The following is a 25,751-nucleotide window of genomic DNA, read 5'->3' as shown; positions in this document are numbered from 1 at the left end:
AGAAAAGAAAATTGATAAGCCGCAGTACTCAAAGGTAGAACATAGCATACTGAGTTGCTACTTTATTATTTAAGATTTTTCACATATTATCTCGTAATTTCCTTTAAATTTATCTCCTTCTATAAAAAGCTCATATATGTCGGTTTTCTCTATTTTTATATCCTTTTCTCCCTTTTTCCCTGTATCAAACTCATATATTAAGTTTCCTTGTGAATCAACAAATCTTAGCAATAACTTTCCATCGTTAATAGTTGATTTATAATTAAATCGTATAATATCTCCTTGATTAAAAGTAATTGTATAAGGAATTTTTGAAGAATCTGTCCATTCTCTATTTGTACTCATACGCCTAGTTATTGATGTTGTTTTATTATTTTCTTTTATAACTGTGTAACATGATAATAATGCAATTAATCCAAAAAGTATAATGCATACAAAAGATTTTTGATAAGAGTTTAATTTCATGATATCCTCCTTTATTAAAATATTATGATAAAAATATAATCAGTTTTAAAGAATTATGTATTTGTTTCTTAATAAATCATAGATATTCTACGATCATATAAATACTATGCCATCTTTCCTTCTAAAAATCTTATTTTTACCAGCTATATTCTAATAATAAGCATAATTTTTAAAGAATACCTTGCTATATTTCTAAGGATTTTCTAAAGATTATTTAACTTAACTTTATTCTTGCATCATTAAATTAAATATCTCGAAGGTTTAAATTTTCACCAGTGGATATGTTTCAAAGCAAAATAAAGGGGCTGTTGCAAAACTAGCATATTTAGTGCGACAGTCCCTTTGTGAATTTCCGCCATGCAGCGGTTATCCTCTTAATGTATTGTCGTAGGTTTCATGTTGGCGGCGAAGCACGACCTTTGAAATCCACCATAGAATTTTTTTAATTCTATTTTTTAATATTATACTTTCTCCATTTTATGCATTCATGCATTATATTCCTAGTCTAATCCATTAAATGATGGATAAGCAGATTCCCCATGTTCAGCTACATCAAGTCCATCAGCTTCTTCTGAGCTATCAACTCTAATATCCATAAACATTTTCATAACTTTTATAATTAAGAAAGTCATCCCACCTGCAAATATTATTGTTATTACAATACTCATTATTTGTGCAATGAAAAGTTTAACATCTCCATAGAAAAGACCATTCCATTGTGCTACAGGATTAATTGCAGTTTGTCCAAAAATTCCAGTTGCAATACCACCCCAAATTCCACCGATTCCATGACATCCAAAAGCATCAAGTGCATCATCATATCCAAACTTAGCTTTTACTTTTTCCACAAAGAAGAAACAAATTGGAGATACTGCTATACCAATTATAATTGATGACCAAAGTGGAACAAAACCTGCTCCTGGTGTAATTGCAACTAACCCCAATACTGCTCCTGTTGCTGCTCCAAGTAATGTTGGCTTACCATGTTTTACTTTTTCAATTAACATCCATGAAAGCATAGCTGCAGCTGCTGCAGTATTTGTTGTCATGAATGCATGTACAGCAAGTGGACCAGCTCCAAGCGCACTACCTGCATTAAATCCAAACCACCCAAACCAAAGTAATGCTACTCCAAGAACTACAAATGGAATATTATGTGGTCTATATGCCATAATTCCATGTCCACGTCTCTTACCTAACATAATACAAGCTACAAGGCCCGAAATACCTGAGCTTATATGAACTACATTTCCTCCTGCAAAATCAACGGCACCTAAAGAACTTATTAATCCACCAGCTCCCCATACCATATGTGCCATTGGATAATATACTAAAAGTGACCATATAGCTACAAATATGAACAATGCTGAAAACTTCATTCTTTCTACTAAAGCTCCAGTTATAAGCGCTGGAGTAATTATTGCAAACATCATTTGAAATGCAGCAAAAAGCTCTTGAGGTATTGTAGGTGCATATGCTGAAGGCTCTGCTCCTACCCCATTAAAACCTAAGAAATTAAGTCCACCTATTATCCCATGAAAATCATTACCAAAAGACAATGAATAACCTACTAAAACCCACATTATTGATGCTAATCCACAAACAAAGAATGAAGACATCAATGTATTTAAAACATTTTTCCTACGAACCATTCCACCATAAAAAAATGCAAGTCCTGGTGTCATTAAAAGTACAAGTGCTGAACAGATTAATATAAAACTGCAATCGCCTAAATTAATTTCCATATAAAATCCTCCTTAGTATGTTAAATCTCAAAACAAAATTTCAGCTATTTATGTATAAGTTTTTTTAATTTTTGAATTCTTTTTCTCAACTAAATAATGTCCTATTTTTTGTATAAAAAAACGACATCCGAAAAATATACTTTTTAAAGTATGTTTGTCGAACATCGTCGTTCTTATTTCATAGTATATTATTCTCACGGAATTTTGTCAATATTATTTACATTTAAAAATACAAATGATTATTTTATTATCATAACGATGATTAAATCCTCAAGTGATCTATAAAACATTGAATAATTCTAATATAGGGGCAATAGCCATAACGAAGGAAACAATTGATGCAGCTGAAAATGAAATTTCTAATGATTTGAATATCTGCATGGTAATTCATGTAGATCCAGTAAAAGAACAACCCCCAAAAATAGGCTCAACAATAGCCCATTTTCACTAATCTTATACTTTGTATATAAAAAATATGACTACAGCTTTAAAAATCTTTATCAAGAACAAAATCGCAGGCGACTGTGGAGCCGGAGATTTTTTTACGCATCTGCCTTTTCGAACGCATGTGAGAAAAATCTGGCAGGCGAATATATTTTCTCTTTTATTCTCTTTATAAAACATAACATTCTTAATCAGCCTTTTCATAAGTTATCCACAGATTTGAATCGAATATAAATTCCTAGAGAATAAAAAAGAATTTTAACAATGCTCTTGTGCATTACTAAAATTCTTTTTACATAATTATAATTTTTTAACCTTGAATTTATCCTTGTCATTTACTATTTTAATATTTAAATTATTTAATACTTTATCTAAACTTTTTATTCGATTAATATATTTTATATTATCTTTTTTAATTACCTTTTCTATCATTTTAATTATAGCTTCTTTTTCTTCAGCTTCTAATTTAATTCTTTTACATATATATTCTCTGTTAATGTGAATTAATGTAGTCCAAATTTGTTCTTCCACTATGTTATTAATATTCATCATAACCCAAGTAAAATCTTTTCTTCTATCTTTTACAGGGTATGCCTCCTTAAAGAATTTTATAAAGGCATCTTCTTCTTTAGGCTCCTTTTCAACTACATATTTGCCAAACTGATTTTTTAATTCATTTTGAAGATACATAATAGTATTAGGTTTAACTTTATCTGACATCTTCTCAATATTATCATAGATAAAATTATAAGTATCTTGAATCTTTTCTGGGTCAGCCTCACCCTTTTTTAGTATCTTAGCAATATCAATATATTCTAAAATGTTCTTCTTACAATTTAATTCTTTGTTATATAACTTTTCCCATATTTCTTCTGCATTTAAATTTTCTAAGCTTAAGTTTTCTTGCATGCTTACACTCCTTGGTATCTTTTAAGATACTATGTATTAAAATAATTGTACTCGTAAAAATATTTGTATTAAATTATTATCAAGGTACGCGATAATTTTATCACAATAAAATAAAAGGAGCAATTATAATGAATAATATTTTGAAAATTAACAAGGAACCGTCAAAAAAATAACTAATAATTATACTTGTATATTTTGTATACTTAATTTGTTATTTTATTTCTTGTTCCTTAATTAAAGTTATCTAATAATTATTCAAATAAATTAATAACCTTCTCATCTTTACCGCAACACTTTTTATATTTTTTTTCACTACCACATGGACAAGGATCATTTCTTTTTATATCCTTATTTGCCTTTAAGCTAACTACATTTGATTTAATATCATTAGTGGTTGAACCCTTATATCTCCATAACCTAATTTTCTTAACAAATTTATTCATCATACTCGATGCAACATATCTGGCTTCTTCATTTTCAATATTAATTAATTCTATCATTTTATCTACTGCATCTTTAGGTTCATTTTCTTGAACATCAAAAATCAAGTCTTCCATCATAGCTATTAACATGTCTCTATCTACTCTAAACATATTAGTAAACTCTTTATAAAAAGTTTTTCCTGCTTTACTATTATAAACCCAATTTTCTTCTAACATATTTAATAATTCTTCTTTCGAAATCATGGCATAACTCAAATCTTTTTCTGTATCTATATCCTTTAATAGTTCATCGAAATTATCTATTTCATTATTAACAATAAACATTCCTTCTTCTCTATATTCATTGTAGTAATATGTTGCCTCTCTAATTAACTCTTCTAATTCACAATTTTCTATATTCAAATATCTTTCTATTATCTCTTTAGCATCTGTTAGTTTTAAAATACCATATACTTTATTCATTGCCCTAAAGATATTTACAATTTCACTATTGAATTTTATTACACGTCTATATTCAATATTATTTCTTTCTTTTATTAATGCTTGTACTATTTCAGGCATTAAAAATATTGATACACCATCTTTTACAGTTGGAAAGAGCATTCCTTGCTGTATAAAATATACGCTCTTATCTGCTTCGTCTTCATCAATATCATCAAAAAGTTTTACACCTTTGCTATCCACATAACTTTTTAAAATCCTATATCTTTCCTCGTCAAAAAATAAAGCTCTTTTTTCAACCAAATTCTTATATTCTTTAAGTAATGTTTCAATTAAGTTTTCTTTATTTAAACCTGATATCTTATTTACTCCAAGATTTCTTGCTATATTATATATTTCATCTTTAGACAAACAATTTATTAATTCATTTAAATCAAAAGAATAAACTCTTTTACTTAGCTTTTTCTCTATTTTATTAGCAAGTTTATCTAATCTATCTTCTATGCTCCTGCAATCCTCACATAGCCAACCATTATTTTCATCACTAAAATAACTTGCTGGTTCTCCACAGTTTTTGCATTTATTATTTTCTTTTTCCTCTTCATTACACTTTTTCATCTCAATGCATTTCCCTGTATTTTCTTCTCCATTTTTTATTTGTTTATTATAATCATCCTTTTTCTTCAAATAATTCTATCTCCTCTGTATATAAAATCAAGCTAATTCTTAAGCACAAATTTGATTTTATATATAAATTAAATTTAAGTCAATAACTCACTAGTACTTTCTATTTTATCTGATAAAATACCAAAGGCTATTTCAAAATTGAAATTAAATTCCTATTTTGAAATAGCCAAGTCTTAGTTCTTTATTAATTTTTCAAAAAATTAATCATTCCAATACAGTCTCAAATTTTACACTTGCCATCTGAACAAATTCCTAAACTAATATCATCTTGACTTTGTTCTTCCACTGTAAATTTCTCTATTGGTAATGAAAGTTCTTCTTTTCTTACTTTCTCCAATATCTCTAAAAATAACTCAGGTTGTTGCGCACCAGATATTGCATATTTATTATTAAATACAAAGTAAGGAACACTGTTTATTTTAAGCTTTGAGGCGCTTTCTTCGTCCCTTCTCACTTCCGCTCCATACTTATCTGATTCCAATACTTGTAAAGCTTTATCAATATTAAGACCAACTTCACCAGCTAGGCCAGCCAATACTTTATAATCAGATATATTTAGTGAATCTATAAAGTATGCTTTTAAAATTCTTTCTGCTAATTCATTCATCTTTCCTTCTGTTTTTGCATAGTGTGTTATCCTATGTGCATCAAAAGTATTAGTTGGGATTAATTTATCAAAATTATAGTCAAGACCAATAGCCTTAGCTTGTTCAACAATTTGATTATTTGATGCTTTAGCTTGCTCTACTGATATGCCATACTTTTTTGCTATTATTTCATGAATATTTCCATCAAATTTCTTTTTAGCTGCTAAATCAAGCTCAAAACTTCTAAAAACTAATTCAACTTCATTCCTATGTTCAAATTTACTTAAAGCAATTTCTAATCTCCTTTTGCCTATATAGCAAAATGGACACACAAAATCAGACCATACTTCTATTTTCATTTCTAACACTTCCTTCCTAGTATTTATATTATAAAATTTTAATTAAAAATCAAACCTTCTCTTAATTCTCTCATGTTAATTCCTACATTAAATAAATTAATAGAATTATTGCTAATATGGCTAAACCACCTTGCTTTATAAAAATATTTTTATTGGATGTAATTGCTCCATATATAGCAGCAATAATTACACATCCTAAAAAGAAAAATCTTAATTGAGTTGACATTGATTCTGATATAAAAAAGCTCCAAAATAATCCTGCAGCTAAGAAGCCATTATATAATCCTTGATTTGCAAACATAACTCTTACTTCTTTTTTATCAAGAAGTTTACTATCTATATTAAAAGTTCTTTTAGCAACTGATGATTTAATAAAAAACATCTCAAGCAACATAATAAATATATGTTCAATTGCTACTGCAATGACTAAAATATCTAGGACAATCTGCATAATATCCTCCTTTGCACATTCATAATCTTATTTCTTTGTAAGTATCCATTTCTTTCAATTTAATTGTAATAAATACAATTGTGCTTGTCAATATATTTTTGCTGTAATTAGTATATAACTTCAGTAGCAATTATTCTTTATCTGCAGTCCTTTTACCTATTTCGATATCATATATACTCTACCGAACATTTAAAAGAAAAACTTAATTTTTATAATGAATTCATTTCTTTAAAATAAAAAAACATAAAAATCAGTTTAGATTTTCGTGGGTTTCATGGTGGAAGCGAACCGTATCGTATCAAATGTACAATATCTATTGAAGAATAAGAGAAAGAGCCTATAACCGCATTTTTACTTATGCGTGTCATCGGCTCTTCGTCTTTGTATCTAACCCTTAACTATTTCATTTCATCAATTGCAGTTTTACCAGCAATTCTTCCGAAGGTAAATATATCAGTTAATGCATTACCGCCAAGACGGTTACCTGCATGGATACCTCCAGCAACTTCTCCAGCAGCATAAAGATTTTTAATTGGTTTATCATTTTCATCTAATACATGAGCTTTAGTGTCTATCTTAAGTCCACCCATTGTATGATGAACTGCTGGCTTTCTAGGAGTAGCATAAAACGGTGCTTTCTCTACTTTTAAGCTAAATGTATCCTTATGGAATTCAGGATCAAAACCAGAATCCACATATGAATTATATTTATTAATTGTGTCTACAAGAACTGCAGGATCCATACCAACTTTTACTGCTAGCTCTTCTAGAGTATCAGCTCTAAATAAAGTACCAGCTTCTACCTGACGGTCTAGCTTTTCTTGACTTGTATTAGCTGCGGTTTTCTTTATTTCATCATCAGCTATAAGGTAGAATAAACCACCCTGTTCAATTGCAGCTTTTGTTAATACATCTCTTCCAGAGAATTCATTAATAAATCTTTTTCCTTCTTTATTTACCATTACAAAGTTTTCAGGAGGTACTTGAACTCCACTGAATAATTCACCAGTTTCAGGATCAGCTACAGGCATCATTTGAGTAAAGCCCATTCCTATAAGTGCTGCTCCTACAGATTTACCAAGTAATATTCCATCACCAGTCATAGCATATGAATTGGTAGTTTTTACATCATCAGCTATTTCACTCCAGTAAGTGTTGTATTCTTTTAGCATCTTTGTGTTCGCACCAAAACCACCACTTGCAAGGACTACTGCTTTTGCATGAACAGTTATCTTTTGGCCATTGACACCAGTTGCTATAACTCCTTTTATTTCACCATCTTCTATGATGAATTCTTTTACAGGGCTATCAGTAATGATTTTTCCTGAGTTATCTTGCACATATTTTGTTAGTGCAAGTATAAATGATGAACCATGGCTTTTTGTAGGTTTATGACCACGACGCCAAAGTGCACCAACTGGAGCAAATACTATGCTCTTATCATACTCAACCCCTATATCCTCTAGCCATTTAACACTTTCTAAAGCTCTGTCTGTAAGTATCTTTACTAGATCATATTGGCCGTATATTGTGTTACCATTAAGGTCAGTTCTTTTACCACCAAAATATGTTTGCATTCTGTGAAGTAATGGCGAATCAAATAGATGTCCCTTTTGTGTGCCAAACTTTTCCTTATAAGCAGAAAACTCTTCTCTAAGTGCACGGAAATCATCTATGTATTCTGGATGAATTAAGCTCTCATCTGTATCTAGTAGCTCTTCAATTGTATGTCTTTCTCCTTTATTTTCTTCAAACTGCATCTGCCACTCTGGATCTGCAGCATTGATAGGACCACCTGAACGTATGGTATTTCCACCTACTGCTGGATATTTTTCAAGAACAATAGCACTTTTACCATTCTGAAGTGCTGTTGCAGCTGCACTTAATCCAGCGCCGCCTCCACCTACAACTACTACATCACAACTATATTCTTCGTCTTCTTTTATAAGACTGCTAGCAGGCTTTGGACGTCTCTTAAGTATGTCAGGGTTAACTCCTGCAAGCTTAACTGCTTTAGCTACACCGTCTAGTACAGCATTACTAGTTTCTGACGCACCAGAAAGAGCATCAACATTTAATGTCTGTCCTTCAATTATTTTATCTGGTATTCTTACAAAAACTACATCTGCAAGTCCTTCTGTCTCACCATCTGTATTTATATCTATACTTTCTATTCTTTCTTCACTAAAGGATACCTTCATTGGAAGACTTCCGCTGTGACCTATTGCATCTACCTCATATACTCCTGGTTTAAAGGTAAACTCTTCTTCTTCATTAAGCTGATTTGAAATCTTTGCAAAACGCATAAAACGTAGGAAGCATATTTCTAAGAAGTCTATTGTTCTTTCATTGTTTAGATTACCTTCCTCATCAAACGCTTTGTGTGCGCTTCCAAGTAAAAACTCATATCCTGGCATTACATTTGCATCAACACCTGGTGCATCTAGGATTTGACGAAGATGCAATTGTGCACGTGAAGAACCTTGAACATCAAGAGATGCGCCAAGGATCATTACTGATTTACCAGCAAGTGGATGAAGATCAAAGCTTAGCCATTCAATTAAGCTTTTAAGACTAGATGGAATTGAGTGATTATACTCAGGAGTAGCTATAATAACACCATCACTTGCTGTAATCTTATTATTGAACATCTGTATAACTTCACTTGAGGACTGATTATCAGATTGATTAAACATAGGAACATCAGTAATCTCAAGTATTTCTATTTCTGCCTTTGACTCAAAATATTTTTTCATAAACTGAAGGAGTTTACGATTATATGATCTTTTTGCACTAGTTCCAACAATTGCTATAAATTTCATTAATATTAATCCTCCTACTCTTCCCAAGTGAATTTTTTAACTTTTTTATGTAAAGCTTTTTCTGCTAAAAGTTTTGATGTAATATCTGTAAATAGAAGAAACTCTCTGAAAATTTCATCAAGCTCTGCTAGCTTATCTGAATAGATAAGATTTCCTGCGCTATCAAATGCGCCTTGTGATTTTCCTAAAAGGAATTCACTACTTGGCATGATTCTTGCAGCAAGCTCAGGTGAATCAAGTATTTGTCTAAGATGTGCCTGTGCACGAGAAGAACCAAGTGTACCAAGAGAAGCCCCCACTATTAAAACAGGCTTATCAGTAAGTGCCTGACTAGTGTAACTAATCCATTCAAGAGCACTCTTTAAAACTGCAGGTATGGCATGATCATACTCTGGAGTTGCTATTATTACACCATTTGCTTTTAAAATTTTATCAGATAATTCTGCTACCTTTTCAGGGACATCAGAATCCTCTGGTTCATTAAAGGCAGGTAAATCCTTAATTTCATATAGTTCTATCTCTGCCTCACTCGAAAAATGCTTTTGCATAAATTGAAGCAGCATACGATTAGTTGACACGTCTGAGTTAGTGCCTACAATTGCTAAATACTTCATAGTAATCCCCTTTCTGTACTTCAAAATTTCATAACTTCATAAGTTTAATAATTGTTTGATATAATTTTAACATGTTACATATATTATATCTAATAGTTATTTATTGAAGTTTGATAACATATTTGTTATAATCAAGCACAAGAATATATGAGTTAAGGCACTATTACATAAATAACAAGTCCACTTGCAAAGCTATTTGGGACTCGTTATTTATTTTAATGTGCCTAATTATTTCACAAAAGGATGAATTAAATGTCAAAATACTACTCTCAGGATATTTTATATTATATTGATGCCATTTTAAAATACAGTAATTATGGCAAGGCTGCCAAATCACTTTATATTTCTCAACCTCACTTGACACAGAGTATTAAAAGGATAGAAAGTCAGTTAAACTGTGAGCTTATAAGTCGTAGCAAGCTGCCATATCGCTTAACTGAGCAGGGGAAGATATATTATCAGTATTTAACTTCAATAGAAAATAATTATGCGAAGCTGATTAGGGAAATATCAGCTGTGTCTGATATAGATAGCAAGGTTATAAAGATAGGAGTACTTCCTAGCCTTGGGACCTACCTTTTGCCTCTTTTTTTACCAAAATTTTTGGATATACATCCAAACTGTAGAATAGAGCTTTCAGAGACTTTACCAGAAAAAAATGAGAAACTCATTCTGAATGGTGAATTGGATTTTTGGCTTGGACAAAATTCAAGAAATATTTCTCCAAACTTAAACTCTATTACTTGGGGCAGACATGGATACCGTGCTATTATTCCTCGCTGCTGTGATCTATATCAAAAAGATGTCGCCATTATTCCAGAAGGAACTATCGACATAAACAAGATATTGTGTCAAAAGCTGATACTAACTTCCAAGGGTTCTGCTATAAGAAAGCAGATAGATCAATTATTAAGCGTTTATAAGGTGGAACCAAAAATCATAATGGAAAGCACCGAAATCAACACTGTACGTAATCTTGCAACGAGTAATTTGGGACTGACCTTTATACCAGAAAGCATCTATGTAAAGGAGTGTCCATCTGAATACAACATATATCAAATTCCAATTGATGAACTGAATTTAGATTATTTTATGGCTTATCACAGTGAAAAAAAACTAACTGATATTGATAAAGACCTTATAGATGCATTTCTAATTCATGGACAAAATAATTACATTGTAGGAGAGCAAAATGAATGAGTATACGAAGATAATATATCTTATGGGAACAAAGATCTCTATATATATAAAGGGAGAATCTGCTGAAAAGCTTGCAGAAAAGGCTTGTGATATGCTGATTAATTATGAAAAAGTCTTTAGTGCTAACAGTGATAACTCACAGCTTGCCACGCTAAAAAAAACAGCTCCACTAGCTCCGCAAGAAGTTTATGCAGAGCTGTATGAGCTGATAAAAATAGGAAAAAAACATAGTTTATGTGAGAATACATATTTAAATATTGCAATAGGACCATTAATAAAATTATGGAGAATAGGTTTTAAGGAGGCACATGTACCAGAGAAAGAAGCTATAGCAAATGTACTGGAACTTTTAAAGCCTGAAAATATACAACTAGATGATGAAAAAAAGACCGTGTATTTCTTAAAAAAAGGCATTGAGATAGACCTTGGAGCCATAGCTAAGGGCTATTTTGCTGATAAAGTTATGGAATTCTTTAAGGAAAATGGGTCTATTTCAGCTATGGTTGATATGGGCGGTAATGTTCTCGTTTTTGGAGACTCACCATCAAACAGCGGTGACTGGAATGTGGGAATACAAAATCCGTTTCTACCAAGAGGAAATGCAGTGGCACTTGTCAAAATAAAAGATCAATCCGTTGTAACATCAGGAATATATGAGAGGGTGTTTGAAAATAATGGACGTAAATACCACCATATATTTGACAGCAAAACAGGCTACCCAATAGAAAGTAATATAGCTTCTTTAACTATTATTGCTGATAAATCGCTAGACTGCGATATATATACTACTAAATTGTTTGGATTAGATGCTGCTTCAATTATTCATAGAGTTAATAGAATTAAGGGTATGGGTGCTGTTGTAATAACTGTGGATGGAAAACTAGCCTATACAGATAATCTTAAAGGAAAAATATCTCCATTAACAATGTAAGGTACAGTCAAATAAATAACAAGTCCATCTGCTAGCATATTTGGACTTGTTATTTATTTTCATGTGCCTAATATTCCAAAGAATATAGATATTAAATAATTCTATTGATACTATTCACTCTTGAGTGCATCTATAATATTCTCCTTTTTTACTCTTGAGCTAGAATAAAGCATTGCTACCCCCACAATTATAAATACAGAAACTACAGCTGATAAAATGCTTACCCATGGAAGAATAAAACTAAAATTAAATTTTCCCATGATTATTTTATGAATTAAATACATTATTCCAATGCTTAGTGGAAGTCCATATGCAAGTGATTTAATGCCATAGAATATACTTTCATAGTTTATCATTTTATTGAAGCTTTTTGGTGTCATTCCAACAGATTTTAAAATGGCAAACTCTCTCTTCCTAAGAGCAACACTAGTGGATATTGTGTTAAGTATATTTGCAACGCAGATAGCTATAATTAGTGCAACAAATCCATATCCAAAAACTGACATAAGCACAATGATCTGATTTTCTCTTTGTCTATTCATAAATACATTTTGAATAGAAATTTTATTGTCCCCTCCAGCATTTATAATAGTTTCAATATCTGTCTGAAGTGTTACAGGATCATTACTATTTATAAATAAGTTTGTATCTATGCTTTCAACTATATTCCCACGAACACCTATTATTTTATCAAATACTTCTCTAGATACTATAATGTTAAATTCTGGATTTGTCCCTTCAGAAAAAACTCCTGTAGGTAATTTATCTGTAGCATCTGCTATTTCTACTGATGTTAGCGACTCATCTTTTTCTGGTTCAAAGCTATGATAAAGCAAATCTAGCTTTTCTCCCTTATTTACTTTTACTGCCTTTGTTTGGACATATTTTTTAGTCTGCATATCTTTATATTTAACTGTATCAATAACTATTACAGAAATTTTATTTGTATCCTTTAATAAGTTAAAATCTACTCCAACTTCTTTTGCATATATTTTAAGAGCTTCGTTATCTAATGCATTTACCTTAATACTATAAGGATATGCTCCATTTTTCATTATACTTTTGTCGTCACCTTTCAAGTAGTCTGCCATGGAGTTTTCATTAATCCATACCCTTGCATCGAAAGTATTTACTTGGCTGAGCTCTTTTATGTTATCAAGAGCGCTTATTTTTTTAACTGTATTGTTTTTTTCCTCTGCATTTTTACCTGTAATCAATACATTTATATCAAAGTTTATTCCATCTTGACTTAAAATAACAGATTTCTTTAAATCCGAAGTAAAAGAGTTTACACTTAAAAACAATATCATGCTGATAGTCAAAGAAAATACTGTTGCCTTATATCTACCTTTATTTCTTTTTAAATTCTTAAGTCCTATATTTCCCTCAATACCAAACACTTTTTCTGTAAACCTTGAAGTTTTTATCTCTTTATCTGTTAATTTTATATCCGAGGTTTGGCGAATAGCATCGATAGCAGATATACTTGAAGCTCTTTTTGCAGGAATATATGTTGATATTAATATAGTAAGAGCAGAAACTACAATTGCAGCAATAACAATTAACGGCGATACAACTATCCTAAAGTTTTCAGTAATTCCCAAAACTCCCCTAATCATAGAGTTTACACATAGGAACGTAAGGCCCATACCTAAAAATCCGCAAATAATTCCAATCGGAATACCTATTACCCCTATGACTGCTCCTTCAAAAAACACTGAATCTCTCTTTTGTCTTTTGGTAGCTCCTACACTTGATAGCATTCCTAAATATCTTGAACGTTCTGATACAGAAATAGCAAAAGCATTATATATGAGTGAAATAGATCCAACCATTATTATAATAATCATTATAGCTGATAGACCAAGAATCATATTGTTCAGTGAATCATCCTTAACAACTCCATAATATCTAAGTAAGCTATTATTAAACTCTACTATTTTTATTTTATTTTGTGCTGCTATATCTTTTGCATGATCAAATAGTCCTCTGTTAATACTTTTTAATATTACAAATGCATTTTCTTTTTCCTGCGAAGTAACATTATTTTCATCTACATAACCAAGTACTGTAAAACCTGGAGCCCATGTGGGCTCAAACTCAGGACGCTTTATTATACCTACAATTTTATAAGTTTTTGTATTTTCCTTTGTTAAAGTTTCTCCAAGAGTATCTTTATTCTTTTGAAAATAATCGTTCTGTGTCAAAACTCTATTGTCGTTTTGATTATCTTTCGAATATCTCTTACCAATATCAGCAGTTAGAGTATCTCCTATTTTGTAGTTAACTTTAGCATTGTTTATAATGTCCTCTGAAATTACAACTTCATTTGCAGCTTCTGGGAACCTTCCCTTACTTAATTTAACTGGAAACTTACTAAAACCTTCTTTGTTGTACTCCTGTATAAATAAGTAAGGTTTACTAACATTTTTACTTCCATTTAACAATGCATATCCTAAATCCCTACTCAAAATAACATTCTTCGTATTTTTATCACTTTTTATTGACTGGAGCTGAACGTTATCAATATTTTTATAGACAACATGCCACTCCCCTTCATTGGCTATACTTTGTCTTTGCATTACATCCATAAAAGAAACTACGAGAGTAGCCACACCAATTACCATTGCCGCAGAGATAATTACGCCTATTATAGTTACAATTGTTCTCTTTTTATTTAATTTTAAATTCCTTAAAGTCAATTTATTTATTATATTCATGAGCGAATCACCTCATCCTTTTTAATTTCACCATCTTCTATTGATATGATTCTGTCAGCTTGTAATGCAATACGCTCATCATGAGTAATTATTATAAGGGTTTGGTTAAAAGTTTTATTAAACATTTTTAGTAAATCAACTATTTCACTACTATTCTTACTATCTAGATTTCCAGTTGGCTCATCAGCAAGCATTATAGCTGGATTATTTATAAGAGCTCTTCCTATAGACACTCTTTGTTGTTGTCCACCAGAAAGTTGGTTAGGCAAATGATTGAGCCTTTTCTCTAAGTTAAGTATTTTTATTATCTCATCAAACTGCTTTTTATCTACTTTGTGTCCATCAAGCAGTAGTGGGAGAGTAATATTTTCTTCTACATTAAGTACTGGAATAAGATTATAAAATTGATATATAAGTCCGATTTGTCTGCGCCTAAAGATAGCCAGCTGTGTTTCATCTAAATTATAAATATCAGTATTATCTACTAAAACCTTGCCACTAGTAGGTCTATCTACCCCTCCAAGCATATGAAGCAAAGTTGATTTTCCCGAACCTGATGGTCCAATAATTGCGACAAATTCTCCTTTTTCTACTGAAAAGGATACATCATTAAGTGCCTTTACCGCAGTATCCCCAATGCCATATACCTTAGATAAGTGTTCTATTCTTAGTATTTCCATCTTAAAACCTCCAAATTTTTTTATCATGGTTTTAGTATATATAGTTCAGATGACTTTACAGTGACTTTATTATTACAATTTAGTCACTTATGAATTTTTGAGCTTTAAATTTTGTTTGATATAAATATCTATCCTTTATACCGTTACCTTATAAAATTTTATAATAAAACATGTCCCCTCATTTTTCCTGCTGCTTACATTTATATCTCCATTTTGACTTGTAACAATGGTTTTAGCCATAGCAAGACCTATTCCCACGCTATCTTCACCTGCATTTTTGCCCTTGTAAAATCGCTTGAAAATATATGGTAAATCTTCTTTTTCTATTCCACTTCCGTTATCTGAAATCTTTATTTCTGTAAACAAAGGATTTTCATCAAAGAAGATAGATATTCTTCCATCTTCTCCAGTATGCTCTATGCAATTTTTTATTATGTTGATTAAAGCCTCTGTAGTCCAGTATAAGTCTCCAATAAAGCTTACATTACTACAGCCTTCTATCACTAGTGTTTGATTCTTAATTTCTATAGGAATCAGAAGAGGCTCAGTTGATTTTCTAATTAGTTCTGATACAGCTACTCTATCCTTTTTAAAGCTCACCGTTCCAGCATCTATTTTAGATAGCTTTAGTAAAGAAGTTAACAGCCACTGCATACGATCAAGCTGCATTTCAATATTATTAGTAAATTCAATTCTTTTTTCCGCCTCTAGGTCATTATCGCTTAATAAGTCTGACATAACTCTCATAGATGTAAGCGGTGTCTTCAGCTGGTGGGATATATCCGATATGGCATCAGCAAGCTGCATTTTCTCTTTTTTAAGAAGTTCCCCTTGCTTTGAAAGCATAAGAGTTACCTTATAAATCTCATTTTTAAGAATGCTTAGTTCTCCCTCTTCGTTATCTCTAATATCCAGCGAATACTCTCCATTGCAAATACGCCTCAAATAACCAGAGAGTTTCTCAAGCTCTCCATATTCTCTTTTAATAAACCAAAAACTACTAACAAACAAGATAACAAAAGCCATAAAAGAAATTATTCCTGCTAGAACATTCAAGAAAAAAATACAGGTTGCTGCTATAGTAGATACTATAAAAGCAATAATAAAGTATACTCTAACCTCTCTATTTCTTATCATTTTAATCACCAACCTTATATCCCAAACCCCTGACTGTCTTTATAATTATAGGCTTTTGTGGATCATCTTCTAGCTTTTCTCTTATCCTTTTTATATAAACCGTTAGCGTATTATCATTTACGAAATCTCCTGCTACATCCCATATTCCTTCTAAGAGTTGATTCCTTGATAAAACCTGCCCTGCATTATTTGCAAAGATTAGCAATAGACGATATTCAAGCGCTGTTAAAGTAATTTCTTCATCATTTTTATATACCTTTGCATCAAGAGTATTAATACGAATATTGTTTAATTCTAATCTTGCTTTTGAACTGCTGTCCTTACCATATCTGCGTATTACAGACCTTATGCGAGAAATAAGTTCTCTGATACGAAAAGGCTTTGTTATATAATCATCTGCACCCATATCAAGTCCCATCACTACATTAACTTCATCATCGCAAGCAGTTAGAAATATGACAGGTGTATCATCTTTTTCTCTAACTATCTTACATAGTTCATATCCACTTCCATCAGGCAGCGATAAGTCAAATAAGCATAGATTAAATTTATTATCTTTTATAACACCCTTAGCTGAGGAAATATCATAACAAACCATTGTATCAAATCCCTCCTGCTTCAAGGAATATTCTAGTCCAGATGCAATAGTTTTATCGTCTTCAACTAGTAAAATCTTCAAGTTATATCACCTCTCTTATAGATTTAACATTATTATAACAGCCTATACGATTTTTAGGTGACTAAATTGTAATAAAACAAAAATTGCAATTATTCTAGTTTCCTACAAAGTAACTAAAACAACTGCAATCTAATAATGGAAATATCCTCCTTTCTATTTTCTTTAACAAGTTCAGTCATTCTTCCCTCACAAATACCCCCGAGGGTGCTTCTGAAGTCCGAAGGGCTGAAATTGCTTCTAATTCCAATATGTTTAATTCTCTCTATAACAATGCTTTCATTTTCTGTACTATACACAAGTTGACCATTTTTACATTTTGTAAATTCCTTCATAGCTTCTCTGCCGTCTTTTATTGCTTTTATAATTGCAACTTCATCAACATATTTAGTTTTCTCATCTTCATGATATTCCACAATCTCAAATTTAACAAATTGATTTGGATACATTTCTCTAACTTCTTGCCATTTCATTTGAAACAACTCCTTTATATCAAATACTTGAATCTTATTCTTAATTTGCATTTCTATTTTATACAATCCGTTCTTATCATCTTTTATTTTAATTATAACTTACCTATAACTTCTTAAAATAAATATTTCACTTTGGATCAATACTAATGGCATTTTAAAACAATATTTTTTGTAAATATTATTCCTACAAAAAGATCTACCCCCAACAAAAAATGCACACCCCTAACTCAAAAAGAATCAGGGGTGTGCATGTCCAACATAAAATTCTATAAATTTAATCTAAAAACTTAAAATTTTCTACCACAGTTTTTCCTATAAAACACTGAAATCCACTTAAATCAGTGGCTTTGCATTGTATCACAATCTCGGTGATTATTTGGTGAAGGCGAAGCGTACCTAACCCCTGTTCTATATTCTTCAATTTTAATAACTTTCACATTCAATTACCATTTTTTCGTTCTTACATTGTGACATCATTTTGATTTAAAAATTTTAATAAATCATTATTCAGCTGCACAATTTCGTTGTTTGCACTACTGGCATAATCCGGCAACATCATATCCTTTACCATTTTAGTCCGAAGCCACATCATAAAGAAAAAATCTAGAATGAAATTTGGACATTTAAGCACAATTTTAAATGCAGATGGGTTAATAGCGACTCCAGCCTTTTGTATTGCCCTTAAATATGCTTTTAAAGTGATTGTTATTTTGTGTGCCGTTTTTCTGATTCTAGCTGCTTCTTCATCAATTATCTTATTTTCAAAATATAAACTACCCAACAGTGCAATATCCGATACTGAATGTGTTATTAGATATGATTTCATATCCTTATTAATTGTATAGGGAAGTTTTGCTGTTTTAAATAATTTTGCGAGGTTTTTTACACGTTCTGTCTCTAAACCATTAATTTCTCCAAACATAGTAGCAACTAAAACCTTTGGTGGAATTCGAGCATACAATATTCCATCTTTAATCTGTCCGCCAACACCGGGAAAGGCTGGTAAAAGCCTATCGCTAGCAATATCTAGCCACGGAGAAAATCCACTTGAATTACTCGTCATTGTAACAATATTTTTGCTTTTATTGTCTTTTAGTACTAACAACGCTGATTGGGATTTATCGTAACGAACTGTAACGAAAATAAAATCATATACATCATCATTTTCAAGCGTATCAATGACATTTACTTTTATAGATTTAACCACACCTTTTTCATTATATTGTAGGCCATTTTCTTTCAATGCTTTAAATCTATTAGAACGTGCAAACATAGTAACGTCAAGCCCTGCTTCGATGAATTTCATTGCGTAAATGCTCCCTATGACACCTGCACCAAAAATTAAAATTCTATTTTGTTTTACTGACATAAAAACCACTCCTTGTATTGATACTATTTTCTCTTGACTATGCGACAACGCGTTGTATAATAGAATTGTAAATGGTTATTACAGCTTTATCAACCATCAGATTTTTATTATTTGTTGGTTGATATATTTGTTTACAAAAGGAGGATCAAATGAAAAAGCAACCTGAAATTACAGAAAAAACAAGGCAAGCGTTTATAGATGTTTTTTGCGAATTATATAGTCAAAAGCCCATTGAAAAAATCTCAGTTCAAGATATTGCCAATAAAGCGGGATATAACCGTAGTACATTTTATCAACACTTCGCTGATATTTACGAATTATTAGACTCTGTTGAAAGTGATTTATTGAGCTACATGAAAGAGGAATTGACAAATATGAAAACATCTACGGCTTCTATCCAAAATGCACTTAATTGTATAGAGAATAGCAAGCATATCTCAGTTCTCAAGGCTCTCTTGGGTGACTATGGAAGTGTTCATTTTTTAGAGCGCTTGAAAAGAGAAATCCCCTTTGATGGATTAGACTTGAACTTTCAAGAATATGATTTCTTAAAGCCATACTTGATTGAATTTTACATATCAACATCCCTTTCCTTATTTCGCCTTTGGATCAAGCAAGAAAAGGATTTATCCTCAGAAGAATTTTTCAAGTTAGTAGATACCCTATATAAAAATGGGATAACGCCTTATTCTAAAAAATAATGGGCATATTCCTGCGAGCTAGCGAAATACACAAATTTTACTGCTCATATGTTTCCACTAACTACTGAACTACAAATCATCCACACTTCATACCAGCGGATATGTCTACATAAAACAAAAAAGCGGCAAGGTCAGTTTTTTAACCAACCTTGCTGCTTTATTATATTCTTAGAAACGCTGTAAAATAAGGCTTTTAGATATCCTTGCATTACATCAAGACAACACTCTCAACGTGCCTTGAGGAGATAAAAAAAATGACCATCGGACCTAATCATCCCCCCTTAAAGTCATGATATACTTTCAATAATCCGTAACTTTAACTTGTTCCATTGGCTAAAATCACTTTTTTGTTATATCATGGTGATTCACACTTTTCGATATTTTCTATTTCATGTAATACAAACCACTTCTATCAACTTATTTATATAAACGTTATTACTCCAGTGAAAGAAAGGAGATCCATATCTAACCCGAAATAAAATCACACATTTTTCTACATTCGCTTGAAAATGCCGCGGCTGCGTACGTCTATTGTCCGGACTGGTAGGTGGTGCGTCGATACTAGCAAAGGTCAACAGATCCTTCTTAGAATAGAAACGGCGCACATCACTTCTGCCTCCTTAAGCAGATTGAGATAATCAGCATTGGTGGAAGCTATCACGGGACGAAGCACGGCGGCACTCACCCGACAAACGCAAGATCTATTGGAGCAGCATGGTCGAACCCTTTGACCGAGCTGTTTGTCTCTACCACGATGTCTCATGAAATTAAATCTATAGCGTAGAATAGTAGAAAAGGTTGAGGCTGTTATACACCATATGCACCACGACCCCGGGCCAGACGGAACCCGTCTTACGGAACAGTATACCGTTCATGATACCGACCATGAATGCGTCGAACAGGATGACATTGAATCCATGAACGATACCGAAGATCGCAGCACTGCCGACCACGCCGGCCAATGCGCCGTAACGGTTCAGCGCATTGGCAATAACAGCACGGAATACAAACTCCTCGCCGAGCGGCGTGAGGATGGCGCCAGTGATAATTAGAACGAAGATTGAGAAAATTCCGCCCTTCGCCGCCGTCTGGAAGTCCGCTTGGTTGTTCGGCTCGGTGATGAAGTGAAAATACACACCCTCTATAACAAAACATCCAATGAACGCAGCAACCCCGAGGCCAACTCCAACAAGCAGCCATTTCCGTTCGGTCGCCCGGAAACCGAAAGCGCGCAGATTGCGAACTCGCAGGGCGCAGGCTGCGAGCAAGGCGGCTAGGCCAACGAGACCATTGACTGCACCTCCGATGTTAATTCGCAAGATGGCTTGCTTGTCAGGGATTTGCGACATCCAAATACCGAGCATAATAATGCCGATCAGATAGAGGCTCAGTGCAGTTAGGGTCTCTGGCCAGCCAGGCCGGGCTCCTTCCATAATTCCTCCACGGCGGCGTGTGTCTTTCTTTTGTTTGTCCATCTTTATATCCATCCCTTTCTTTTCGCTCATGGCACAAAACGTTATAAAAAAAGTGCCATCGAGCATTATTTGTTTTAGAATCAATCCCATAGGGCGTGCGGTATACTACAAATCACGGGAGGTGAGTAGGCTGTCTGGATTGTCATAACATACCACCCGCTTAATTAGATTAATGCTTCGGCGACAGTCTATTTGCAGGCTTCCCATTTTCCATAATCATTCCTTCATAAATTTTCAGCCGCTCAGCATCCAGCACTTCTGTAAAAATAGGATTATGCAGCATCTGTACGATATCCTTTTCAAGCTGCTGATTATTCTTGATGTTTGTGATTCCAATATCTGATTTTGAATCCCACTCTTCCAATTTTGTAAAAAACCGATCCCCCCGCAGTCCAAGACCCTGCTTCATAGAAATCTGCTCACTGTGAATAAATTTTTTGAGATATTTATAGGCTTCATTCTCTATTTCTTCCGTCTTCAAACTTTTATATTTTTCCTGATTAATTTTACATTCTTTCAACAGAATACATAAGCTGGTAGTAACATAATGATAATATGTGGATGCAAACTTCGGATTTACTTTTTCTATTTCAAAACATCCAAGCACCATATCCAAACGATGAATTGTTTCAAAAGTTAGCTCTGAATCTTTCGGATGCAAAAGCAGGAAGTTCATCCCATGACTTACCAGCATGATAATATTTTTATACATCTCTACCTGTAAGGTTGTATCTGCTTCTTCTTTATTACCAACCTCCATATAAGCCAAAGACAATAAGTAGCCTTTATTCTGAAAAGAAGATTTTTTTACACCGTTTTCCAGGTCAGATATTACCTCTGCTGCTTTTCCTGTGATCAACGCAGTAATCTCTTTTACTGTGATCACATTATCGCAGATAATCATATCCTGACAGTTTTCTAAAATATTATTACACAATGAAATAATCTTTTCACCTGCTGCAAGCTGCCTTTCTTCATCCGGGGCAAGTGAAATATGAGATTGCCATAATATAGCCATATACAATAAAAAGGGATAGCAGGTATAATACTCTTTTACCAGTTCCTCACTTTTATCAAATGTACATTCAAAGCCTTTTTCTACAAATTCCCTGGCCAGTTCTTCATAGATTGCACGTATTTGCTTTTCATCAAGCTGAGGTTCATAACCCATCAGTTCATCAATCGTAACATCAAAATAAGCAGCCAACCGTGGCAAAAGCTGAATATCCGGCATGGTATAACTCATTTCCCACTTCGATACAGAAGCCTTCGTAATTCCCAAAAAATCTGCAAGCTGCTCCTGCGTTATCCTTTTTCCCCTCCTTAACCTAACAATATTTTCTGAAATATTGATTTTTCCCATCTTTGTACGCTCCTAATTCTTCATGACTTCATTCAGAAATAGTAAATGCAGGCTGCTCCGTACCATTCAATTATCTATTCCTGCTACTATCATACCAGCTTGCAACAATATAATACAATGGGGTAGTACGATACTTTGAGTTATTCTGTATCTTGTTACGATACCTCAAACATTAAAAATGCTTTTGACTAAAAGTATCGTACCTTTTAGCAAAAGCATAAAATTTCACAAAACCCTATTTTCTGATTAAAGCAGATTTCTCCGTGTCTTTCTGCTTTATTTATAATCCATTCCTTTCAGTACGGCATCTTCCGTTAGTTTCCCTCTTCTTTGATCCAACAATCTGATTGCCATGTCTGTCTTTCTTGCATTTACTTCAAAAATCCTTTTCGACTTTTTTGCCAACTTAATCTGTTAAAATATGCTCCAATACCATTTAAAGCCCTCTTAAAACATATTTATTTATCACAACATCGAATGTTGCTTTTCTCCCCTCCTCATAGCCGGTCATGTTATTATCTATTTCGATACAATTCAACAATGCATTCTGTATGAGCTGTTGAAAATACACAAAAACCTCATTTATTTATAATACGGTTTACCATAACGTGTTTAATGTAGACTTTATAAAGTTAATAATTTCAATTTTCAATAATATAATTAAATAAACTTAGGGACTTGAACTCCGTCAAGCCAATTTCCTTCCCTATTTTCTAACCCAAGAAATAATATATTTTTTATTATCCTGAGAGGAAAGTTGTAGTTTCTCCCAATATCCCACTAACCCTAATTCTGCTGAAGTTAACTCAAAATGACACATAGCTATGCCAATATCAACTTTGTGCATATCATTATAACTATCACTTTTTGAGTCTTTACTTTGTTCTAAATAGAAATCGTATGAATTAGAACTTTTAATTATTCTCCAAGGTTGCTTGTTTGCTGCTGAAGGTGCAAGCCTTACCATTTGAAGGGGAATAAAATACTCTAAGCTTTCAAGCTCCTTTAAAGGTGTATTGAAATCTACATCAAAAAATAGTTTAGACCAGGCTTTTCTATTTTTAGAACCTGCCATAAACCTAACGAAAGTATCCATGCCTCTTCTTGATTCACTGGGATACCCTACAGGTATAATTATTGGAAGGATTTCATTATCTTTAAGCTCCATAACCTCTGCAAATTGACCTTTATTAAAGGTCCCACCTAACCAACATGTACCCAAATTTAAACCAGTTGCATACAATACTGCTCTTTCCAATGAATATCCTAAATCAACTAATGCATTATCTGATTTTGAAATTGATGAGACTATGAAGGTAGAAGTTCCTTTTATAACACCATAAGTTCCAAGCTTTAAATCTGAATCTTTAGAGTCTATCAGCTTAACTCGTATATTTGTGCCAAAAGGTGCTTTAACCTGATTTATAACATCTATTATGCTATCGCCAATTGTTTTGTCCAAAGGCACTCCATTATATGACCTCATCGATGTTCTTGCTTTTATAACCTCTATAATTGACTTTTTGAAAATCGGATTATCTAAATTCATATTTCAACACTCCCACCCTTTTTATTTTATAGTAAGTCCGTAGCTGAATTGCTAAGTTATATGCTAAGAATGTAACTTTAACTTAGATATTAATCCTTTAGTTATGAATTTAACTGCACCAGCCTGACAATATGTTTCATTAAGATATGATTGTGATTTGTGAGCCTCTCGACAGGCTTTACAATTCCCGTGATTTTTACAGCTTTTATTTATGCATTTACAGTTTGGATTTATAGTTGACATATTTAACCCCCTAGAAATAAATATTTATTTCAAACAATTATTATAGCTACACATATTGCAAAACCAACTCGTGTTGCTTATAATGATTATAAAATTAGCTTATATATTTTTCAACCAACAAAATTGATAAAGTGTTGCTTGCATAAAACTAAATCTGCAATATGAGTTTAACTAAAATTCTTTTAAATGAGGTAATAATATGTCAGTAAATATAAATAATCCTAGAGTAAAAAGAACCCGTGATCTTATTATCAATGCTTTTATTTCACTAGTTACTAAAAAAGGCTTTGACTCCATTACAGTTAAGGATATTACTACCGCAGCCACCATAAACCGTGCAACCTTCTATGCACATTTTACAGATAAATATGCACTACTGGACACCGTCATAGTAGAGAAATTCTCTGAGATCTTTTCCCATAAGCTACAGAACGAGATGCGCCTAAATGAGAATGCTATACGAATCCTCATTCTTTGCGTTTGTGAATACTTTGATCTAGTAAAAAGCACCTGCAAGTGCGGTTTTGACTCTATTTTACCTTTAATAGGAGATAAAATATCTTGTGAGCTATATTCTACGATCTATGCATTGCTAATAAAAGACCATGAATTAGCTGAAAATGAACAAATACGAGCCCAATTAGTTGCAACAATGATGAGCACTTCTATTTATAATGTAATTTACAAATGGGAAGTTCAGAAGAGACCAATCCCTCAAGAACTTCTAATTTCTGAGATTATTGGGTTTGTTTTTACAGGTATGGATACTTTAAAAAAATGAAAAACACTATATCTAATAGTGTTTTTCATTTTTATTGTGCCAATTTCATTAAGTTTTTATCAATAATATTCACTGTATTTTATTATACTAAACCTCAAGTTCTTAAATGCTTGACTCACAGCAATCCATACTTTCATATATGACACTATCTTTATGATAAATATTTATATCGCTCCAACTATAATCAATGTTTATAATTTCTCCTCAGGTTACTCCTACTGCTTCCATTGATTGTTCATAAGTTACATAATATAATAACTGTTACTTTATCTCTTTTACCCTGCCCACAATACCGCTCTCAAGCATCACTTTTATGCCACGATGATGCTCTGGTGAATTAGTAAGTATCTTCGCCACTATTCCTTCTGTCAATTTTCCTGTACGTTGATCCTGCTTTTGAACAACTAAAACCGTTGCTCCTATTTTAATATTGCTTCTCTTTGTTCCGTTCATTTCAATTTCCTCTCATCTATGATTAATATTTAT

Annotated in this window: 24 protein-coding genes and 1 pseudogene; 5 read left to right on the top strand and 20 right to left on the bottom strand. The window is 32.4% G+C overall.

All coding sequences use genetic code 11. From position 1 onward, the window contains the following. Positions 1 to 69 precede the first annotated feature (69 nt). On the bottom strand, positions 70 to 465 hold the full coding sequence (locus tag L1S46_RS21155; RefSeq protein ID WP_087702702.1) for a hypothetical protein: 396 nt from the start codon (positions 463 to 465) through the stop codon (positions 70 to 72). A gap of 500 nt (positions 466 to 965) precedes the next feature. Then, positions 966 to 2,210 carry an ammonium transporter gene (locus L1S46_RS21150; protein ID WP_017212791.1) on the bottom strand — a complete coding sequence of 415 codons (1,245 nt, stop codon included), beginning with the start codon at positions 2,208 to 2,210 and terminating at the stop codon, positions 966 to 968. A 289-nt stretch (positions 2,211 to 2,499) separates the two neighbouring features. Between L1S46_RS21150 and L1S46_RS21145 the strand changes: the two genes are divergently transcribed. Beyond that, a complete protein-coding gene (locus tag L1S46_RS21145) occupies positions 2,500 to 2,661 on the top strand; it encodes a hypothetical protein (RefSeq protein ID WP_238900862.1) in 162 nt (53 codons plus the stop codon). 293 nt (positions 2,662 to 2,954) lie between these two features. On the opposite strand, the gene L1S46_RS21140 is transcribed toward L1S46_RS21145, so the two are convergent. The 6 genes from L1S46_RS21140 to L1S46_RS21115 form a co-directional block, all read right to left on the bottom strand. Continuing rightward, positions 2,955 to 3,563 (bottom strand): hypothetical protein, encoded by a 609-nt coding sequence (locus tag L1S46_RS21140; protein ID WP_238900861.1) that lies wholly within the window; start codon positions 3,561 to 3,563, stop codon positions 2,955 to 2,957. 251 nt (positions 3,564 to 3,814) lie between these two features. Further along, on the bottom strand, positions 3,815 to 5,134 hold the full coding sequence (locus tag L1S46_RS21135) for an SEC-C metal-binding domain-containing protein (protein ID WP_238900860.1): 1,320 nt from the start codon (positions 5,132 to 5,134) through the stop codon (positions 3,815 to 3,817). A gap of 220 nt (positions 5,135 to 5,354) precedes the next feature. Further along, positions 5,355 to 6,080, bottom strand: a complete 726-nt coding sequence (locus tag L1S46_RS21130) for a DsbA family oxidoreductase (RefSeq protein ID WP_238900859.1) — start codon at positions 6,078 to 6,080, stop codon at positions 5,355 to 5,357. An 82-nt stretch (positions 6,081 to 6,162) separates the two neighbouring features. Continuing rightward, the gene (locus L1S46_RS21125) at positions 6,163 to 6,531 is read right to left on the bottom strand and encodes a DUF1304 domain-containing protein (protein WP_077306277.1); all 369 of its coding nucleotides are present in this window, start codon (positions 6,529 to 6,531) and stop codon (positions 6,163 to 6,165) included. A 398-nt stretch (positions 6,532 to 6,929) separates the two neighbouring features. After that, a complete protein-coding gene (locus L1S46_RS21120) occupies positions 6,930 to 9,353 on the bottom strand; it encodes a flavocytochrome c (protein WP_238900858.1) in 2,424 nt (807 codons plus the stop codon). Between the two features lie 14 nt (positions 9,354 to 9,367). Beyond that, positions 9,368 to 9,967: an NADPH-dependent FMN reductase gene (locus L1S46_RS21115; RefSeq protein WP_238900857.1), complete on the bottom strand. Its 600-nt coding sequence runs from the start codon at positions 9,965 to 9,967 to the stop codon at positions 9,368 to 9,370. A 252-nt stretch (positions 9,968 to 10,219) separates the two neighbouring features. On the opposite strand from L1S46_RS21115, the gene L1S46_RS21110 reads away from it, so the two are divergent. Further along, positions 10,220 to 11,167, top strand: a complete 948-nt coding sequence (locus tag L1S46_RS21110) for a LysR family transcriptional regulator (protein ID WP_077869960.1) — start codon at positions 10,220 to 10,222, stop codon at positions 11,165 to 11,167. After that, the gene (locus tag L1S46_RS21105) at positions 11,160 to 12,098 is read left to right on the top strand and encodes an FAD:protein FMN transferase (protein WP_238900856.1); all 939 of its coding nucleotides are present in this window, start codon (positions 11,160 to 11,162) and stop codon (positions 12,096 to 12,098) included. The genes L1S46_RS21110 and L1S46_RS21105 overlap by 8 nt, the downstream gene beginning before the upstream one ends. A gap of 110 nt (positions 12,099 to 12,208) precedes the next feature. On the opposite strand, the gene L1S46_RS21100 is transcribed toward L1S46_RS21105, so the two are convergent. The 6 genes and pseudogenes from L1S46_RS21100 to L1S46_RS21075 all read right to left on the bottom strand — a co-directional run bounded on the left by L1S46_RS21100 (position 12,209) and on the right by L1S46_RS21075 (position 19,201). Further along, complete coding sequence (locus L1S46_RS21100) at positions 12,209 to 14,818, bottom strand: FtsX-like permease family protein (protein ID WP_238900855.1); 2,610 nt, start codon at positions 14,816 to 14,818, stop codon at positions 12,209 to 12,211. Continuing rightward, on the bottom strand, positions 14,815 to 15,498 hold the full coding sequence (locus L1S46_RS21095; protein WP_077856444.1) for an ABC transporter ATP-binding protein: 684 nt from the start codon (positions 15,496 to 15,498) through the stop codon (positions 14,815 to 14,817). Before L1S46_RS21095 ends, L1S46_RS21100 begins: the two co-directional genes overlap by 4 nt. A 135-nt stretch (positions 15,499 to 15,633) precedes the next feature. After that, positions 15,634 to 16,635 carry a HAMP domain-containing sensor histidine kinase gene (locus tag L1S46_RS21090; RefSeq protein WP_238900854.1) on the bottom strand — a complete coding sequence of 334 codons (1,002 nt, stop codon included), beginning with the start codon at positions 16,633 to 16,635 and terminating at the stop codon, positions 15,634 to 15,636. Position 16,636: 1 nt separating this feature from the next. After that, on the bottom strand, positions 16,637 to 17,314 hold the full coding sequence (locus L1S46_RS21085) for a response regulator transcription factor (RefSeq protein WP_238900853.1): 678 nt from the start codon (positions 17,312 to 17,314) through the stop codon (positions 16,637 to 16,639). Positions 17,315 to 17,550: 236 nt separating this feature from the next. Continuing rightward, positions 17,551 to 17,784, bottom strand: a pseudogene (locus L1S46_RS21080) (hypothetical protein); the annotation flags it as partial. Positions 17,785 to 18,244: 460 nt separating this feature from the next. Next, the gene (locus L1S46_RS21075) at positions 18,245 to 19,201 is read right to left on the bottom strand and encodes a 2-dehydropantoate 2-reductase N-terminal domain-containing protein (protein ID WP_238900852.1); all 957 of its coding nucleotides are present in this window, start codon (positions 19,199 to 19,201) and stop codon (positions 18,245 to 18,247) included. Positions 19,202 to 19,302: 101 nt separating this feature from the next. On the opposite strand from L1S46_RS21075, the gene L1S46_RS21070 reads away from it, so the two are divergent. Next, positions 19,303 to 19,854, top strand: coding sequence for a TetR/AcrR family transcriptional regulator (locus L1S46_RS21070; RefSeq protein ID WP_238900851.1), 552 nt, complete (start codon positions 19,303 to 19,305; stop codon positions 19,852 to 19,854). 773 nt (positions 19,855 to 20,627) lie between these two features. Here L1S46_RS21070 and L1S46_RS21065 read toward each other — a convergent pair. The 5 genes from L1S46_RS21065 to L1S46_RS21050 form a co-directional block, all read right to left on the bottom strand. Next, complete coding sequence (locus tag L1S46_RS21065; RefSeq protein ID WP_238900850.1) at positions 20,628 to 21,359, bottom strand: CPBP family intramembrane glutamic endopeptidase; 732 nt, start codon at positions 21,357 to 21,359, stop codon at positions 20,628 to 20,630. Between the two features lie 139 nt (positions 21,360 to 21,498). After that, complete coding sequence (locus L1S46_RS21060; protein ID WP_238900849.1) at positions 21,499 to 22,692, bottom strand: helix-turn-helix transcriptional regulator; 1,194 nt, start codon at positions 22,690 to 22,692, stop codon at positions 21,499 to 21,501. Between the two features lie 276 nt (positions 22,693 to 22,968). Further along, positions 22,969 to 23,097: a hypothetical protein gene (locus L1S46_RS26425; RefSeq protein ID WP_275299038.1), complete on the bottom strand. Its 129-nt coding sequence runs from the start codon at positions 23,095 to 23,097 to the stop codon at positions 22,969 to 22,971. Between the two features lie 301 nt (positions 23,098 to 23,398). Further along, complete coding sequence (locus L1S46_RS21055) at positions 23,399 to 24,241, bottom strand: nitroreductase family protein (protein WP_238900848.1); 843 nt, start codon at positions 24,239 to 24,241, stop codon at positions 23,399 to 23,401. Positions 24,242 to 24,304: 63 nt separating this feature from the next. Further along, positions 24,305 to 24,484 (bottom strand): hypothetical protein, encoded by a 180-nt coding sequence (locus L1S46_RS21050; protein ID WP_041897881.1) that lies wholly within the window; start codon positions 24,482 to 24,484, stop codon positions 24,305 to 24,307. 199 nt (positions 24,485 to 24,683) lie between these two features. On the opposite strand from L1S46_RS21050, the gene L1S46_RS21045 reads away from it, so the two are divergent. After that, positions 24,684 to 25,265, top strand: a complete 582-nt coding sequence (locus tag L1S46_RS21045; RefSeq protein ID WP_238900847.1) for a TetR/AcrR family transcriptional regulator — start codon at positions 24,684 to 24,686, stop codon at positions 25,263 to 25,265. A 261-nt stretch (positions 25,266 to 25,526) separates the two neighbouring features. On the opposite strand, the gene L1S46_RS21040 is transcribed toward L1S46_RS21045, so the two are convergent. Further along, the gene (locus L1S46_RS21040) at positions 25,527 to 25,718 is read right to left on the bottom strand and encodes a YwbE family protein (RefSeq protein ID WP_238900846.1); all 192 of its coding nucleotides are present in this window, start codon (positions 25,716 to 25,718) and stop codon (positions 25,527 to 25,529) included. Between the last annotated feature and the right edge of the window lie 33 nt (positions 25,719 to 25,751).

This window comes from Clostridium sp. YIM B02500, from assembly GCF_022324665.1.
Taxonomy (GTDB): domain Bacteria; phylum Bacillota; class Clostridia; order Clostridiales; family Clostridiaceae; genus Clostridium; species Clostridium beijerinckii.
The sequence above is the reverse complement of the archived record's forward strand: the minus strand, read 5'-3'. Positions and strand labels throughout refer to the sequence as shown.

Coding starts and splice junctions, on each gene's coding strand:
- L1S46_RS21155 (WP_087702702.1), bottom strand. CDS start 465: ATGAAATTAAACTCTTATCAAAAATCTTTTGTATGCATTATACTTTTT.
- L1S46_RS21060 (WP_238900849.1), bottom strand. CDS start 22,692: ATGGGAAAAATCAATATTTCAGAAAATATTGTTAGGTTAAGGAGGGGA.
- L1S46_RS21150 (WP_017212791.1), bottom strand. CDS start 2,210: ATGGAAATTAATTTAGGCGATTGCAGTTTTATATTAATCTGTTCAGCA.
- L1S46_RS21120 (WP_238900858.1), bottom strand. CDS start 9,353: ATGAAATTTATAGCAATTGTTGGAACTAGTGCAAAAAGATCATATAAT.
- L1S46_RS21130 (WP_238900859.1), bottom strand. CDS start 6,080: ATGAAAATAGAAGTATGGTCTGATTTTGTGTGTCCATTTTGCTATATA.
- L1S46_RS21065 (WP_238900850.1), bottom strand. CDS start 21,359: ATGAGCGAAAAGAAAGGGATGGATATAAAGATGGACAAACAAAAGAAA.
- L1S46_RS21040 (WP_238900846.1), bottom strand. CDS start 25,718: ATGAACGGAACAAAGAGAAGCAATATTAAAATAGGAGCAACGGTTTTA.
- L1S46_RS21100 (WP_238900855.1), bottom strand. CDS start 14,818: ATGAATATAATAAATAAATTGACTTTAAGGAATTTAAAATTAAATAAA.
- L1S46_RS21110 (WP_077869960.1), top strand. CDS start 10,220: ATGTCAAAATACTACTCTCAGGATATTTTATATTATATTGATGCCATT.
- L1S46_RS21045 (WP_238900847.1), top strand. CDS start 24,684: ATGTCAGTAAATATAAATAATCCTAGAGTAAAAAGAACCCGTGATCTT.
- L1S46_RS21140 (WP_238900861.1), bottom strand. CDS start 3,563: ATGCAAGAAAACTTAAGCTTAGAAAATTTAAATGCAGAAGAAATATGG.
- L1S46_RS21125 (WP_077306277.1), bottom strand. CDS start 6,531: ATGCAGATTGTCCTAGATATTTTAGTCATTGCAGTAGCAATTGAACAT.
- L1S46_RS21105 (WP_238900856.1), top strand. CDS start 11,160: ATGAATGAGTATACGAAGATAATATATCTTATGGGAACAAAGATCTCT.
- L1S46_RS21050 (WP_041897881.1), bottom strand. CDS start 24,484: ATGTCAACTATAAATCCAAACTGTAAATGCATAAATAAAAGCTGTAAA.
- L1S46_RS21115 (WP_238900857.1), bottom strand. CDS start 9,967: ATGAAGTATTTAGCAATTGTAGGCACTAACTCAGACGTGTCAACTAAT.
- L1S46_RS21055 (WP_238900848.1), bottom strand. CDS start 24,241: ATGAATTTAGATAATCCGATTTTCAAAAAGTCAATTATAGAGGTTATA.
- L1S46_RS21095 (WP_077856444.1), bottom strand. CDS start 15,498: ATGGAAATACTAAGAATAGAACACTTATCTAAGGTATATGGCATTGGG.
- L1S46_RS21070 (WP_238900851.1), top strand. CDS start 19,303: ATGAAAAAGCAACCTGAAATTACAGAAAAAACAAGGCAAGCGTTTATA.
- L1S46_RS21090 (WP_238900854.1), bottom strand. CDS start 16,635: ATGATAAGAAATAGAGAGGTTAGAGTATACTTTATTATTGCTTTTATA.